The organism is Mycobacterium sp. (genome assembly GCF_032161845.1).
GTDB lineage: Bacteria > Actinomycetota > Actinomycetes > Mycobacteriales > Mycobacteriaceae > Mycobacterium.
The window spans coordinates 1-13,456 of sequence record NZ_JAVRQA010000219.1; the positions used below are offsets into that span (position 1 = coordinate 1).

Genomic DNA, 13,456 nt, shown 5'->3' on the forward strand with positions numbered 1-13,456 from the left:
ATGGTCTTCGGCCGCGTCGGAGCCCGCGGTGCCGTGAAGGCCGATCAGACCGAGCAGGCGCAGACCGCCTGAGCCGCCCCGATTCCCTCCGCATCGATTTCTGCGCCAGGGTCGCTGTCTGGCCGTCACCGCGACCGCAGTGCAGAACTGGCGGCGCGTGTGCTGACCGGGTCAGTTCGCGACGGTCAACCAGTCCTTGAAGCCCGACGGGTCGTGGCGACCCAACGCGCCGTGTTCGAAGAGGCCCCAGCCCTCGACGGGAACTCCGTTGCCTTCGGTGCACATCGCACGGCCGACGTGGTCGATGACGCCGAAACCGGCCCGACCGATGATCGCCGGGTCGGTCATGTCGTAGGTCAAACGCTCGGTGAACCCGTCGCCCTTCCACATGCCGTGGATCCAGTCGGAGTCGCCGCCGTAGCCGCCACCGACGTGAATCGGTACCGGCAGTTTGGATTCCACCTCGAAGTGCACCGGCGATCCGTCGAGCGCGGTGGCGTCGATGCTGGCGCCGGTCGGGATGCGCGTCCCCGAGCGGTAGTGGATCTTGACGCGCGGCCACCCCAACTGCTCGACGCGACCGTCCTTCCAGATTCGGGTGCAGTCGTTCAGCGAACGGAAACCGCTGGGGTCCTCCTGAATGATGATGACGATCGAGAAGTCGTCGAACGCCATCGGCACGTATAGCCACCACATGCCCTCGAACGGTGGATCCGCCGGGCGCCCAGCGGGTTCGGCCTCGCCGATGGGCCGGATGCCCCATGACCGATCGCGGGACCCGATCCACACCGACGGGTCGACGATGATCTCCTCGCCGTCGATGGCGAGGTGACCGCTCCAGGAGCCGAGCTGCGCGAAGCGCTGGGCGTCGAGGGTGACCCGGCTGCCCGCGCGCATGATGTGCGGCTGCTCCTGCACGACGCCGAAGAGCCCATTCCAGGTGAGGTCGACGGCCATGCCCTCGGTTTCGTCCATGACGATCCGCAGCCTGTGCAGCGGCTCCTGCACCTCGATGCGGTATCCCAGTACGTGCTGGTTGAGTCGGTCCTGGTCGATGGCATCCGACAGGTGCACGGCGGTCTGTTCATCGCCCCGGCGTACCAGCACGAAGGCGTCCTTGACGCCCAGGTTCGGGTAGTACCCGATGCCGGTGATCAGAAAGATGTCGCCGCTGCGGTCGTGGGCGTTGTAGTAGGACCGGTCGTAGAAGTTGCGGTCCGACGATCCCGGCCACGCGATGGGCTTCGGGATCTGGTGGACGGGATATTCGTCCATGGGGCCCAACATCACTCATCTCCAATCAGTCGCTTCAGCAGCGACGCGTGATAGAACAGCGACTCGACGTCGTCGGGCTTCTCGATCTCGCCGAAGCGCACCCGTCGGGCGCTGGTCCGCATGAACACGCAGCACCAGATCACGCCGGAGTACACGTAGAACCAGTCGAGGCCGCCCAGCGTGGCGCCGGACAGCTCCTCGTAGGTCGAGCGCACGTCTTCCTCGCGCATTACGTCGGGAAGCCCGGGTAGCCCCGCAAGGCCGGCCAGCTCCTGGAAGACCATGTGCGCGAAGATGATCCATGCAACGTCGAGCTCGCGCGGCCCGACGGTCGCCATCTCCCAGTCGAGCACCGCGACGGGGCGGAAGTCTTCGTAGAGCACGTTGCCGATACGCGAGTCGCCCCACGCCAGTACGGGTTCACCCGCCGCGACGTCGGCCGGGAAGCTCTCCTCCAACCAGGCCAGTGCGCGTTCGACCAGTTCGGACCGGCCGATGTCGGGGACGGCGAACTCGTACCAGTCCTTCAGCCAGCCGAAGTGTCGGCGCAGGGGCGTGTCGCCGGGCGGATCGATCTCGGTGAGGAATCCGAAGGTCTTCTCGGCGTTGGGTATTGCGTGGAGCTTTGCGAGCACCTCGACGGTGGCGTCCTGAAGTTCGCGGCGCTTCTCGGCGGGTGCGTCGGCGAACCAGTTGCCGCCGAACGTGTACGGCATCACGTCGGGCGGCACGATGCCGCCGACGTGATCCATCAGGAAGAACGGCGTACCGAGCACGTCACCCGAGTTCTCCATCCAGCGGACGCGGGGGACCGGCACGTCGGTCAACTCGCCGACGAGCCGGATGACGTCGAACTGGTGGTCCAGTCGATAGGTGGGGAACACCGGTACGTCAGCGGTGCTTGGGGCCACGCGCGCTACCCACTTCTGCTCCGTCGGCTGGCCGTCCTGCTCCCACTTCCCGGTCAGGATGATGGTTTCCGACGACATTCCGTTGGAGTCGACACCGCTTTCGACGGTCACCTCCGGGGCCGTGCCGCCCGGCATGACGGTGGAGAGCCACTGCGACATCACCGAGGGCAGCGTGGTGACGTCGCGGGAGGAATGCTGGAGGCGGCTGACGTCTTCGACAGCCGGTTCGTTGGCCACGGTTTACCCCTTCGAGCAATTACGATACGGTGAGTAGCGTTATGAAAGCAGACGAGGCTGACGTTGGCAAGAGCCCGAACGTCGGACGCCCACGCGACCCGCGCATCGACGCTGCCATATTGGGTGCGACGGCGGATCTACTCGTCGAGATCGGCTACGCGAATCTCACGATGGCCGCGGTCGCCGAGCGTGCGGGGACCACGAAGACGGCGCTCTACCGGCGGTGGTCGAGCAAGGCCGAACTGGCTCACGAGGCCGCGTTCCCCGTGGCGCCCACCGCCCTCACGACACCCGAGGGCGACATCGTCGGTGACGTGCGGGCCATGGTCGCCGCCGCCCGCGACGTCTTCACCAGCCCCGTCGTGCGGGCGGCGTTACCCGGGCTGATCGCCGACATGGCGGCCGACGCGGACCTCAATGCCCGCGTGATGGGCCGCTTCGGCGATCTCTTCGGTGTCGTAAGGGAACGCCTGGTCCACGCGGTTTCCCGCGGCGAGGTGCACGCCGACGTCGACCCAGAGCGGCTCATCGAGATCATCGGCGGTGCCACGCTCCTTCGGCTACTCCTCGATCCTGGCGGGCAGCTGGACGATGCCTGGGTCGAGCAGACCGCCGCCATCATCAGCCATGGTGTCAGCGCCTGAGCGGCTACCGTTGAACCCATGTACGTGCAGCTGACCCTGAACGACGAGGACGGGGTGCCCGAGGTGTACTCGACGCCGCCGTGGACCGACGACGCCGATGGCCGCGCCGAGACCGCCCGGGTCGTCGTCGACCCCGTTGGCAGGCCCGACGGCGACCGAGCCGGCGTGCTGCTGACCATGACGATCGGCGAGGCGTTGGTCCTCGGCAGGCGCATCACCGAGATCGCCGAGCGGGCCGCGGAGGGCCAGTTCAGTCAGCGCGGAACGCAGTGGCGCAAGGAAGTCCAGGACCGCAAGCGCCGCGAGGCGTGGAACGTCCTGATGGCGGGTTCCGACGACGAAACGCCGGGCGGCGCCTAAACCTCTAGAAACACGGCGACCTCTAGGAAGGCGGCGCGAAGAACTCCAAAGCCGAGCCGTCGGGGTCGCGGAAGCTCAGGCCGGAGCCGTACGGCGCGTCGACGATCCCGCCGTGGGCGATGCCGAGTTCGTTGAGCCGGCCCTCCCATTCCTCCAGGTCCGCGCGGGAGCCGCAGGCAAACGCCACGTGGTCGAGACCGACGCGGAACTCGCTGAATTGCTCGTCGGGCGCGGCCTGCGTGTGCTGGTGGATGCCGAACAGCGTGTCGCCCGGCAGCGCGTACACGATGTGCCGGTAGCCGGCGTCCGTGTCCTCGTCGATCACCGGGTCGACGCCGATGAGCTGGCGGTACCAGGGTGCGCTGACGGAAAGGTCGCGCACGGTGAGCGCGACGTGGGTCAGGGCAGGAAATGTAGGCATGTGAACCCCCTCGTTCGTTGAATCATTGATCGTGACACGGTGCCGCGCCGCGCATGGTTCAATGCCCGATCACGGAGCGATGGTGCCGATCTGCGTCTTGTTGTGGCGCATGACGTCGAGGCGCCGCTGCTCGAGACCGGCGAGGTCGTGATCCTGGGTTCCCGCGATCGCGTCCTCGGCGGCCAGCGCCGGGTCGACGACGGTGGACGCGCCGCGGACGTAGATCTCCTTGAGCCCCAACATCGTTGACTTGGGAACTACTGCGACCTGCGTCGCCAGCTCGATGGCCCGGGTCAGCAGCACGTCATGGGGGACGACCTCCGTCACCAGCCCGATGTGTTCGGCGCGGGCAGCGTCGATTACCTCGCCCGTCATCGACATTCGGCGAGCCATCGCGCCACCGACCACCTGGGGGAGCCGTGCGGTCATGCCGCCACCGGGGAGGATGCCCACGCGCGCATGGGTATCGGCGAAGACGGCCCGTTCGGAGGCGACCAGGAAGTCGCAGCCAAGCGCCAGTTCGAGGCCGCCGGTGAAGGTCGGGCCGTTGATCGCCCCGACGATCGGGGTGCGCATCTGCGCGACGGCCGAGATGCAACTGTGCGACTTGAACTCGTCGAAGTACGTCAACCCGTCGCGCGCCGCCTCCTTCAGGTCGATGCCCGCGCAGAAGGCGGGATCGGTGCCGGTGAGGACGACTGCGCGCACCGTGGCATCGCCGTCGGCCGACTTCAGGGCCGCATACAGGGCTCTGATCAGCCCTCGGTTCAAGGCGTTACGCGCCTCCGGGCGGTTCAACGTCAGCACTCGCACCGCACCGTGATCGGTACGGAGCACCACATCGCCGACGGTCATCGCACGAACTGGTTCGCGGAGTTCACCAGGTCGAGGATCGGCTGCGGAAGGGCGCCGAGCGCCAGCGTGATCGCGGCGCTCAACGTGACGGTCGCGGTGCTCAACGCGCTTGGCACCACCACCGTGGGTCCGTCCTCGGGCGGATCGGTGAAGAACAACAGCACGATCACTCGCACGTAGAAGTAGGCCGCGACCGCGCTGGCGCAGACACCGACGATCACCAGTGGTGTCGCGCCGCCCTCGGCTGCCGCCTTGAAGACGGCGAACTTGCTGACGAAGCCACTGGTCAACGGGATGCCTGCGAACGCAAGCAGGAATAGCGAAAACACCACGCCGACCAGGGGATGGCTGCGCCCGAGGCCGGCCCACCGCGTCATGTCCGTTTCTTCTTCACCTGCCGCATTGCGAACCACGCTGACGACGGCGAACGCACCGAGAGTGCTGAATCCGTAGGCGAACAAATAGAACAACGTCGCGGCGACACCGCTGTCGTTCAACGCGATGACACCGGTGAGGATGAAGCCGGCGTGCGCGACCGACGAGTAGGCCAGCATCCGCTTGACGTCGATCTGCGACACCGCCGTCACCGTGCCGACCACCATCGTGAGGATGGCGATGCCCCACATCAACGGCCGCCAGTCATCCTCGAAGCCGGGCAGCGCGACGTAGAAGATGCGCAGCATGGCACCGAACGCCGCGATCTTGGTCGCGGCGGCCATGAATGCCGTGACGGGGGTTGGGGCGCCCTGATAGACGTCGGGGATCCACGAATGGAATGGCACGGCACCGACTTTGAAGAGCACCCCGACCGACAACAAACCGATGCCGACGAGCGCCAGTGTCCCGTTGTCCGAACTCGAGGCGGCGTGCTCACGGATGCCGGTGAGGCTCAACCCGCCGGAGTAGCCGTACAGCAGGGCGATTCCGTAGAGGAAGAACGCCGACGAGAAGGCGCCGAGGAGGAAGTACTTGAGCGACGCCTCCTGGGACAACAGTCGCCTGCGCCTGGCGAGCCCACACATCAGGTACAGCGGCAGCGAGAACACCTCGAGCGCAACGAACATCGTCAGCAGATCGTCGGCGGCCGCGAACAACATCATCCCGCCGAGCGCTAACATGGTCAGCGGGAAGATCTCCGTCTGCGCGATGCCGGCCTTCGTCGCGAGTTTCTCGGCGACACTGCCAGGGACGGTCGACGCCATCGGAGTGAACGCGTCGAGGCCACTCGCCCCGTCGTCCGCGTCGACCTCGGATGCGATGCGACGCTCGGCGATCAGCAGCGTGCCGAGGATGCCGATCAGCAGCAGCGTGCCCTGCAGAAACAGTGCGGGCTTGTCGAGGGCGACGGCGCCAACCACGGCGGTCTTGCCGAGGGACGAGCCCAGTCCGATCCACTCGATCACGACGGCTACCAGTGCGGCGACCTGACCTCCGATGGCCAACGTCAACTGGACCGGGTACCGCGCGGCACGGGGCAGGAAGGCCTCGACGAGCACACCGAGCACCGCGACACCGAGCACGATCAACATCGGTGAGAGAAGCCCGTATTCGACCGAGGGCGGGGGGAGGGTCATTTCGCGGGTCCTTCCGCGACGCGGGGTGCGGGATCATGCTGGCCGATCGTCGTCAGCGTGTGGCCAACGGCCGGGCCGATGACGTCGAGGACGGGTTTCGGATACACCCCGAGCACCAGCAGCAGCGCGATCAGCGGCGCCACCACGACGAGTTCCCGCGGGACGAGGTCGCGAAGCTTGTCGTTGCCCGGTGTGACGGGTCCGGTCATCATGCGCTGATACATCCAGAGGATGTAGATCGCCGACAGCACCAGTGCGGACGCCGCGAAGACGGCCATGGCCGGGTACGCGGTGAACGTGCCGATCAGCACCAGGAATTCACTGATGAACGGCGCGAGGCCCGGTAGCGACAAGGTGGCCAACCCGGCGATCAGGAACGTGCCGGCCAGCACGGGCGCCACCTTCTGCACCCCGCCAAAGGCGGCGATGGCACGGCTTCCCCTGCGCGACACCAGGAAACCGGCGACGAGGAACAGCGCGGCCGTCGAGATGCCGTGGTTGACCATGTACAGCGTCGACCCGGACTGACCCTGGCTGGTCATCACGAAGATCCCGAGGATGATGAAGCCGAAGTGGGAGATCGACGTGTAGGAAATCAGGCGCATCACGTCGGTCTGGCCAATCGCGACGACGGCGCCGTAGACGATGCCGATCACCGCGAGCGTGATGATCAATGGCCGGAACGTCATCGACGCGTCCGGGAACAGTTGCAGGCAATAGCGCAACATCCCGAACGTGCCGACCTTGTCGACGACGGCCATCATCAGCACGGCCGTTGCGGGGGTGGATTCGACGGCCGCGTCGGGCAGCCAACGGTGGAACGGCCACAGCGGCGCCTTGACCGCAAACGCGAACATGAAGCCGAGGAACAATGCGTTCAGCACCGCGGGATTGATGTCCAACGAGCCGTCCGCAACCGCAGCCACGATCGCCCGGAAGTCGAAGGTGCCAGCGGCGAACGCGTCGCTCTTGGCCGTCGCCACGTAAAGCCCGATGACCGCGGCGAGCATGATGAGACCGCCGAACAGGTTGTACAGCAGGAACTTCACCGCTGCCTTGGATCGGCCAGCGCCGCCGAAGCCTCCGATGAGGAAGTACATCGGGATCAGCATCGCCTCGAAGAACACGTAGAACAGCAGCACGTCCAACGCGGTCAGCGAGATCAGCACCATGCCCTCGACGGCCAGCGTCAGGGCCACGTATGCGTGGGCGGAGCGGCCCGTGTCGCCGGCATCGTTCCAGCCAGCGATGACCAGCAGGGGTACCAGGACGGCGGTGAGGACCACCAGTGCCAGCGCGATGCCGTCGAGGCCGAGGATGTAACCCGTGCCGAACGAGGGGATCCAGGCGTGGTCCTCGACGAACTGGTATTGCGCACCCGCCGGGTCGAACGTCACGGCGAGGCCAACCGCGATCGCCAACACCACCAGCGACAGAGCCAGCGCGGCATACTTCGCCAGATGCCTTGCCGCCGAGGGCAGCAGGATCACGACGCCCGCGCCGACCATCGGGACGGCCCAGAGAACTGTCAGCCACGGCACGCCGGTCACCAGACCCTCACCGCCAGAATCGCGGCGATGACCAGTGCGGCGCCGCCGAGCATGGACAGGGCGTAGGAGCGGGCGAACCCGGTCTGCAACTGCCTCACTCGCTCCGAGGCGCCCCCGACGAAGCTGCCAAGGAGGCGGGACACGTCGTCGATGCCGTCATCGTCGATTTCGACGAGACCCTTGGTGACCAGCTGGCCGGGACGCATCAGCACGTCCTCGTTGAAGGCGTCACCGTAGAGATCGCTACGGGCGGCGACGGTCAGCGCCGAGACGTTCTCCGGGGCGATCTCCGGGATCGGGCGCGCGGCGTACATGCGGTAGGCGATGGCGACGCCCATCGCGACGACGGCCAGCGTGATGGTGGTCATCAGCCACACCGGCACGGCGTGCGGTGCCTCCTGGTGGGCGCCGACGACGGGTTCCAGCCAGTGCTCGAGGGTGCCGCCGATCGCCAGCAGCCCACCCGCGCCAACGGACCCGACGGCGAGCACGATCATCGGCCACGTCATGCTGCCAGGCGATTCGTGGGGATGGCTATCGGGTTTCCACCGCTTCTCGCCGAAGAACGTCATCAGCATCACTCTGGTCATGTAGAACGCGGTGATGCCCGCGCCGAGCAGGGCCGCGCCACCGAGCAGGAGGCCCTTCACTCCGCCTGCGGCGAAAGCGGTTTCGATGATCGCGTCCTTCGAGAAGAAGCCGGCGAACGGAGGGACGCCGATGATCGCCAGGTAACCGAGTCCGAACGTGACGAACGTGATCGGCATGAAGGTACGCAGTCCACCGAACCGGCGCATGTCCGTCTCGTCGTCCATGCCGTGCATCACCGAACCGGCGCCGAGGAACAGCCCCGCCTTGAAGAAGCCGTGGGTCAGCAGATGCATGATCGCGATGGCGTAGCCGGCAGGCCCGAGACCCGCGGCGAGCACCATGTAGCCGATCTGGCTCATCGTCGATGCGGCGAGGGCCTTCTTGATGTCATCCTTCGCGCAGCCGATGACGGCGCCGAAGAGCAGGGTCACGGCTCCGACGATCACCACACCGAGACGGGCATCGGGTGCCAGGTCGTAGACGGGCCCGGAACGCACGATCAGGTAGACGCCTGCGGTGACCATCGTCGCCGCGTGGATGAGCGCCGACACCGGCGTCGGGCCCTCCATCGCGTCGCCGAGCCACGACTGCAGCGGCACCTGGGCGGACTTGCCGCACGCGGCCAGCAGGAGCAGCAGTCCGATCGCCGTGAGCGTGCCCTGGCTCATCTGGCCGGCGGCCCCGAAAACGCCCTCGTACGAGATGGTTCCGACGTTCGCGAACATCACCATCAACGCCAGCGCCAGACCGACGTCACCGACCCGGTTGACGACGAACGCCTTCTTCGCGGCCGCCGCGGCCGAGGGCTTGTGCGACCAGAAGCCGATCAGCAGGTATGACGCCAGGCCGACGCCCTCCCAACCCATGTAGAGGCCGAGGTAGTTGTCGGCCAGCACCAGCAGAAGCATGGCCGCCACGAACAGGTTCAGATAGGCGAAGAACCGCCTGCGCTCCGGATCGTGGGCCATGTAGCCGACCGAGTAGAGGTGGATCAGCGACCCCACGCCGGTGATGAGCAGCACGAAACACACTGAGAGCTGGTCGAGTTGGAGGCCGAAGTCGACTCGCAGCTGCCCGACGGGCACCCAGGTGAAGAGGTGCTCACCGATTCCGCGGTGCTCGGCCGGTTGGTTCACCAGGCCGACGAACAGCACCGCGCCGACGACGAAGGACGCCAGCACCGTCGCACAGCCCAGCAGATGGCCCCACGCGTCGGTGGCCCTGCCACCCAGCAGCAGGATCGCCGCGCCGACGAGTGGAAGGGCTATCAGTAGCCACACCGGAAGAGTCATCGCGGCTAGTGCTTCAACAGATTCGCGCCGTCGACCGAGGCGGATTGCCTGGCCCGGAAGATGGTCATGATGATGGCAAGGCCGACCACGACTTCGCAGGCGGCGACCACCATGGTGAAGAACGCCACCACTTGACCATCGAGGTGGCCGTGCAGTCGGGAGAAGGTGACGAAGGCCAGGTTGGCGGCATTGAGCATCAACTCCACGCACATGAACATGACGATCGCGTTGCGCCGCAACAGCACTCCCGACGCCCCGATGGTGAACAGCAGCGCGGACAGGTACAGGTAGTTCTCGGGGTTCATCGCGGCACCCCGTCCTTGGTCGGAGCCACGCTGCGCGGCGGCAGGATGCCGCTGACCGAGGTCGCGGCGTCCGACCCGTCGGGCAGGCGGGCGGCCACGTCGACCGCGTTGTGTCTGGCGTAGACGCCGGGATTGGGCATCGGGGTGGCGTGTCCGCCGGGCGCGAAGCGCTCGGTGGCGAGCTCGCGCTGAGTCTTTCGACGGTCGATGCGCTCGCGATGGGTCAGCACCATGGCACCAAGGGTGGCCGTGATGAGCAGCGCGCTGGTCAGCTCGAAGGCCCAGAGATAGCGGACGAAGATCAGCGCGGCCAGACCCTCGACGTTGCCGCCGGCATTGGCCTGGGCGAGGCCGGTGAAACCGGCCACGGAGACGTTGCCGATGCCCGCGATGAGCAGGATGCCGAACGCTGCGCCCGCCCCGATCGCGGCGATGCGTTGGCCGCGAATGGTTTCCACCAGCGAATCGGCGGAGTCGACACCGATCAGCATCAGGACGAACAGGAACAGCATCATCACCGCGCCGGTGTAGACGACGATCTGCACGACGCCGAGGAACAGCGCGTCCTGGGCGATGTAGAGCATCGCGAGGATGATCATCGTGCACGCCAGGAAGATCGCCGAGTAGACCGCCTTGGGTGCGGCGACGACGGCGATGGCACCCAGCACCGCAAGGGTGCCGAGCACCCAGAACGTCACCGCCTCCATCGTCGACGTGCGGTAGACGGTGTCGGCGGCCAGCAGTGTGAGTTCGCTTGTCACAGCACCGTTTCCTTGCGCTTCACGGTCGGCATGCCGAGCGGGGTGGCCACGCCGTCCGATCTGATGTTGCCTCGGTAGTAGTCCTCGTCGGTGCTACCGGGTGCCATCGCATGGGGTGGGGCCGTCATCTCGGGCCGCAGCGGCTCCAGCAGCTTGTCCTTGCCGTAGATCAGGTCGGAGCGGTTGTCGTCGGCCATTTCGTAGTCGTTGGTCATGGTCAGTGCCCGGGTGGGGCAGGCTTCGATGCACAGGCCGCAGCCGATGCACCGCAGATAGTTGATCTGATAGACCTGCCCGTAGCGTTCGCCCGGCGAAAAGCGTTCGGCCTCGGTGTTGTCGGCGCCTTCGACGAAGATCGCGTCGGCTGGACACGCCCAGGCGCACAACTCGCAGCCGATGCACTTCTCCAAGCCGTCTTCGTAACGGTTGAGTTGGTGGCGGCCGTGATAGCGCTTCGCCACCGGCCCAGGCTTCTCGGGGTACTCCTCGGTGATCGGCTTCTTGAACATCGTCTTGAACGTCACGCCGAAGCCGGCGAGGGCGTCGACGAGGTGCGGCCGCTTAGGCATCGGCGGGCTCCTTCGCGGGAATCGGTGGCACCGGGAAGGAACCCGGCGCGGTCGAGGGGGGGTCGGCGAGACGCTGAGGCCGATTTCGTTTGTGCCGCAGCGTCCGCCAGAGGTAGACCAGCACCAGCAGGCCGACGAATGCGCCGGTGGCCACCAGGACCACGGCGAGGCCGTCGTAGCCCTGGCTGCGCAGGGTCCGAACGACGGCGACCGTCATGATCCAGCCGAGCGAGATGGGAATGAGGATCTTCCAACCCAGCCCCATGAACTGGTCGTAGCGCAGCCGCGGCAGAGTCGCCCGCAGCCAGATGAACATGAACATGAACGTCCACACCTTGGCGACGAACCACAGCAGGGGCCACCAACCGCTGTTCGCGCCGTCGATCATGTTGAACGGCCACGGGGCCTGCCAGCCGCCGAGGAACAGCGTCGTGGCCAGCGCGGCGACGGTGGTCATGTTGACGTACTCCGCGAGCATGAACATCGCGAACTTCAGCGACGAGTACTCGGTGTGGAATCCGCCGACCAGTTCGCCCTCGGCTTCCGGCAGATCGAATGGCGCCCGGTTGGTTTCGCCGACCATCGACGTCACGTAGATGACGAAGGACGGCAGCAGCAGGAACACGTACCAGAGACCCTGCTGCTTCGCGACGATCTCAGAAGTCGACATGGTGCCCGAGTACAGGAACACCGCGGCGAAGCACAGCGCCATGGCGATCTCGTAGGAGATCACCTGGGCGCTCGACCGCAAACCGCCAAGCAGCGGATAGGTGGACCCGGACGCCCAGCCCGCCAAAACGATTCCGTACACGCCGATCGACGTCACTGCCAGCACGTACAACACGGCGACGGACAGGTCGGTCAGCTGCAGTGGCGTCTGCTGGCCGAAGACGCTGACCATGCCGCCCATCGGGATCACCGCGAACGCCATGAACGCCGGGATGACGGCGATGACCGGGGCAGCCAGGTAGATCGGCTTGTCGACGCCCGCGGGAATGAGCCCTTCCTTGAGTGCGAGCTTGACCCCGTCGACCAGGCTCTGAAGCAGTCCGAAGGGGCCGACGCGATTGGGGCCGTACCGCATCTGCATTCTGCCGAGCACCTTGCGCTCGATCAGGATCGCGACCAGGACGGTCAGCAGGAGGAACACGAAGATGCCAAGCGCCTTCGCCAGGACCAGCCACCACGGGTCGTGCCCGAACGCGGTGAGGTTGGGGTACGTCATGCCCCATCACCCCCGAGCGAGATGGCGACCGTGGCGCCGGGCGTGACGCCGAGCGACACATTCACCTGGGAGCGATGAGAATTGAGCGGCACCCACACCACCCCGTCCGGAATCTCGGTGATCTCCAACGGCAGGGAGATGCTCCCCGTGGGCGTGGCGACGGTGACTAGTTGTCCGTCTTCCGCGCCGATCTCGGCCGCCGTCGAGAGCGACAGTCGTGCGACCGCGGGCCGCGCGGTGCCCGCGAGGTGTGGCTCGCCGTCCTGAAGGCGACCGGCGTCGAGCAGCATCCGCCAGCCCGCCAGCACGGCGCGTCCCGATCCGGGGCGGTCCGGTAGGGCGGCAGCCACATTGGGTGGGGCAACGGGCGCGCCCTGCCAACCGCCGAGCTGTTCGAGCTCGGCCAGGGCGGCGGCCGCGTCGCGGAGATTGAGGTCGACGCCGACCTCCTCGGCGAGTGCGGCGAGCACGCGCGAGTCGGACGTCGCGTTCGGCGGCAGCGCGGGCTCGAAGGACCGCGCCCGCCCCTCCCAGTTGAGATAGGTGCCCGCCTTCTCGGTGACCGGTGCCACGGGGAAGACGACGTCCGCGCGCTCGCTGACGGCGCTGTGGCGCAGTTCGAGGCTGACGATGAACGGTGCGGCATCGAGTGCCGTTCGCGCCGCGGCCGGATCGGGTAGGTCGTCCACCTCGACGCCGCCGACGAGCAGCGCACCCAACGATCCGTCGGCGGCGGCCGCGATGATTCCCGCCGTGTCCCGGCCCGGGTCGTCGGGGAGGTCGTCGACGTGCCACGCCGCGGCCACCTCGGCGCGGGCGGCGGGGTCCGACAGCGGCCTGCCTCCCGGCAGAAGGTGTGGTGCCGCACCGGCTTCCAGCGCGCCAC

14 protein-coding genes are annotated in these 13,456 nt (G+C 66.9%); 2 read left to right on the forward strand and 12 right to left on the reverse strand.

The features are described from left to right. Window positions 1-171: 171 nt before the first annotated feature. The gene (locus QOD90_RS12785) at window positions 172-1,287 is read right to left on the reverse strand and encodes an Rv3169 family protein (RefSeq protein WP_526350186.1); all 1,116 of its coding nucleotides are present in this window, start codon (window positions 1,285-1,287) and stop codon (window positions 172-174) included. Next, entirely contained in the window at window positions 1,287-2,423 is a 1,137-nt protein-coding gene (locus QOD90_RS12790) for a phosphotransferase family protein (RefSeq protein WP_526350188.1), read from the reverse strand. Before QOD90_RS12790 ends, QOD90_RS12785 begins: the two co-directional genes overlap by 1 nt. A gap of 41 nt (window positions 2,424-2,464) precedes the next feature. Here QOD90_RS12790 and QOD90_RS12795 point away from each other — a divergent pair, with 41 nt between their 5' ends. Both QOD90_RS12795 and QOD90_RS12800 read left to right on the forward strand, forming a co-directional pair. Next, window positions 2,465-3,067 carry a TetR/AcrR family transcriptional regulator C-terminal ligand-binding domain-containing protein gene (locus tag QOD90_RS12795; RefSeq protein ID WP_526350190.1) on the forward strand — a complete coding sequence of 201 codons (603 nt, stop codon included), beginning with the start codon at window positions 2,465-2,467 and terminating at the stop codon, window positions 3,065-3,067. 18 nt (window positions 3,068-3,085) lie between these two features. Next, complete coding sequence (locus QOD90_RS12800; protein ID WP_526350192.1) at window positions 3,086-3,427, forward strand: hypothetical protein; 342 nt, start codon at window positions 3,086-3,088, stop codon at window positions 3,425-3,427. Window positions 3,428-3,449: 22 nt separating this feature from the next. On the opposite strand, the gene QOD90_RS12805 is transcribed toward QOD90_RS12800, so the two are convergent. From QOD90_RS12805 to QOD90_RS12850, 10 genes are all read right to left on the reverse strand, one after another. Beyond that, window positions 3,450-3,848 (reverse strand): VOC family protein, encoded by a 399-nt coding sequence (locus QOD90_RS12805; RefSeq protein WP_526350194.1) that lies wholly within the window; start codon window positions 3,846-3,848, stop codon window positions 3,450-3,452. A gap of 69 nt (window positions 3,849-3,917) precedes the next feature. After that, entirely contained in the window at window positions 3,918-4,703 is a 786-nt protein-coding gene (locus QOD90_RS12810; protein ID WP_526350196.1) for an enoyl-CoA hydratase, read from the reverse strand. Next, complete coding sequence (gene nuoN / locus QOD90_RS12815) at window positions 4,700-6,277, reverse strand: NADH-quinone oxidoreductase subunit NuoN (RefSeq protein ID WP_526350198.1); 1,578 nt, start codon at window positions 6,275-6,277, stop codon at window positions 4,700-4,702. The genes QOD90_RS12810 and nuoN overlap by 4 nt, the downstream gene beginning before the upstream one ends. Beyond that, entirely contained in the window at window positions 6,274-7,827 is a 1,554-nt protein-coding gene (locus QOD90_RS12820; RefSeq protein WP_526350200.1) for an NADH-quinone oxidoreductase subunit M, read from the reverse strand. The genes nuoN and QOD90_RS12820 overlap by 4 nt, the downstream gene beginning before the upstream one ends. Continuing rightward, window positions 7,824-9,710 carry an NADH-quinone oxidoreductase subunit L gene (nuoL, locus tag QOD90_RS12825; RefSeq protein ID WP_526350202.1) on the reverse strand — a complete coding sequence of 629 codons (1,887 nt, stop codon included), beginning with the start codon at window positions 9,708-9,710 and terminating at the stop codon, window positions 7,824-7,826. Before nuoL ends, QOD90_RS12820 begins: the two co-directional genes overlap by 4 nt. A 5-nt stretch (window positions 9,711-9,715) precedes the next feature. After that, window positions 9,716-10,015, reverse strand: coding sequence for an NADH-quinone oxidoreductase subunit NuoK (nuoK, locus tag QOD90_RS12830; protein ID WP_526350204.1), 300 nt, complete (start codon window positions 10,013-10,015; stop codon window positions 9,716-9,718). Continuing rightward, window positions 10,012-10,776 (reverse strand): NADH-quinone oxidoreductase subunit J, encoded by a 765-nt coding sequence (locus tag QOD90_RS12835; RefSeq protein ID WP_526350206.1) that lies wholly within the window; start codon window positions 10,774-10,776, stop codon window positions 10,012-10,014. The genes nuoK and QOD90_RS12835 overlap by 4 nt, the downstream gene beginning before the upstream one ends. Further along, window positions 10,773-11,345 carry an NADH-quinone oxidoreductase subunit NuoI gene (gene nuoI, locus QOD90_RS12840; protein ID WP_526350208.1) on the reverse strand — a complete coding sequence of 191 codons (573 nt, stop codon included), beginning with the start codon at window positions 11,343-11,345 and terminating at the stop codon, window positions 10,773-10,775. The genes QOD90_RS12835 and nuoI overlap by 4 nt, the downstream gene beginning before the upstream one ends. Continuing rightward, entirely contained in the window at window positions 11,338-12,570 is a 1,233-nt protein-coding gene (gene nuoH / locus QOD90_RS12845) for an NADH-quinone oxidoreductase subunit NuoH (RefSeq protein ID WP_526350210.1), read from the reverse strand. Before nuoH ends, nuoI begins: the two co-directional genes overlap by 8 nt. After that, window positions 12,567-13,456, reverse strand: an 890-nt coding sequence (locus QOD90_RS12850; protein WP_526350212.1) for a molybdopterin-dependent oxidoreductase, incomplete at its 5' end; no start/stop codon positions are given. The genes nuoH and QOD90_RS12850, both read right to left, overlap by 4 nt.

Bases quoted from the DNA above. Each gene is read 5' to 3' on its own strand.
- nuoI (WP_526350208.1), bottom strand. From the start codon at position 11,345: ATGCCTAAGCGGCCGCACCTCGTCGACGCCCTCGCCGGCTTCGGCGTG.
- QOD90_RS12785 (WP_526350186.1), bottom strand. From the start codon at position 1,287: ATGTTGGGCCCCATGGACGAATATCCCGTCCACCAGATCCCGAAGCCC.
- QOD90_RS12810 (WP_526350196.1), bottom strand. From the start codon at position 4,703: ATGACCGTCGGCGATGTGGTGCTCCGTACCGATCACGGTGCGGTGCGA.
- nuoK (WP_526350204.1), bottom strand. From the start codon at position 10,015: ATGAACCCCGAGAACTACCTGTACCTGTCCGCGCTGCTGTTCACCATC.
- nuoH (WP_526350210.1), bottom strand. From the start codon at position 12,570: ATGACGTACCCCAACCTCACCGCGTTCGGGCACGACCCGTGGTGGCTG.
- nuoN (WP_526350198.1), bottom strand. From the start codon at position 6,277: ATGACCCTCCCCCCGCCCTCGGTCGAATACGGGCTTCTCTCACCGATG.
- QOD90_RS12795 (WP_526350190.1), top strand. From the start codon at position 2,465: ATGAAAGCAGACGAGGCTGACGTTGGCAAGAGCCCGAACGTCGGACGC.
- nuoL (WP_526350202.1), bottom strand. From the start codon at position 9,710: ATGACTCTTCCGGTGTGGCTACTGATAGCCCTTCCACTCGTCGGCGCG.
- QOD90_RS12800 (WP_526350192.1), top strand. From the start codon at position 3,086: ATGTACGTGCAGCTGACCCTGAACGACGAGGACGGGGTGCCCGAGGTG.
- QOD90_RS12805 (WP_526350194.1), bottom strand. From the start codon at position 3,848: ATGCCTACATTTCCTGCCCTGACCCACGTCGCGCTCACCGTGCGCGAC.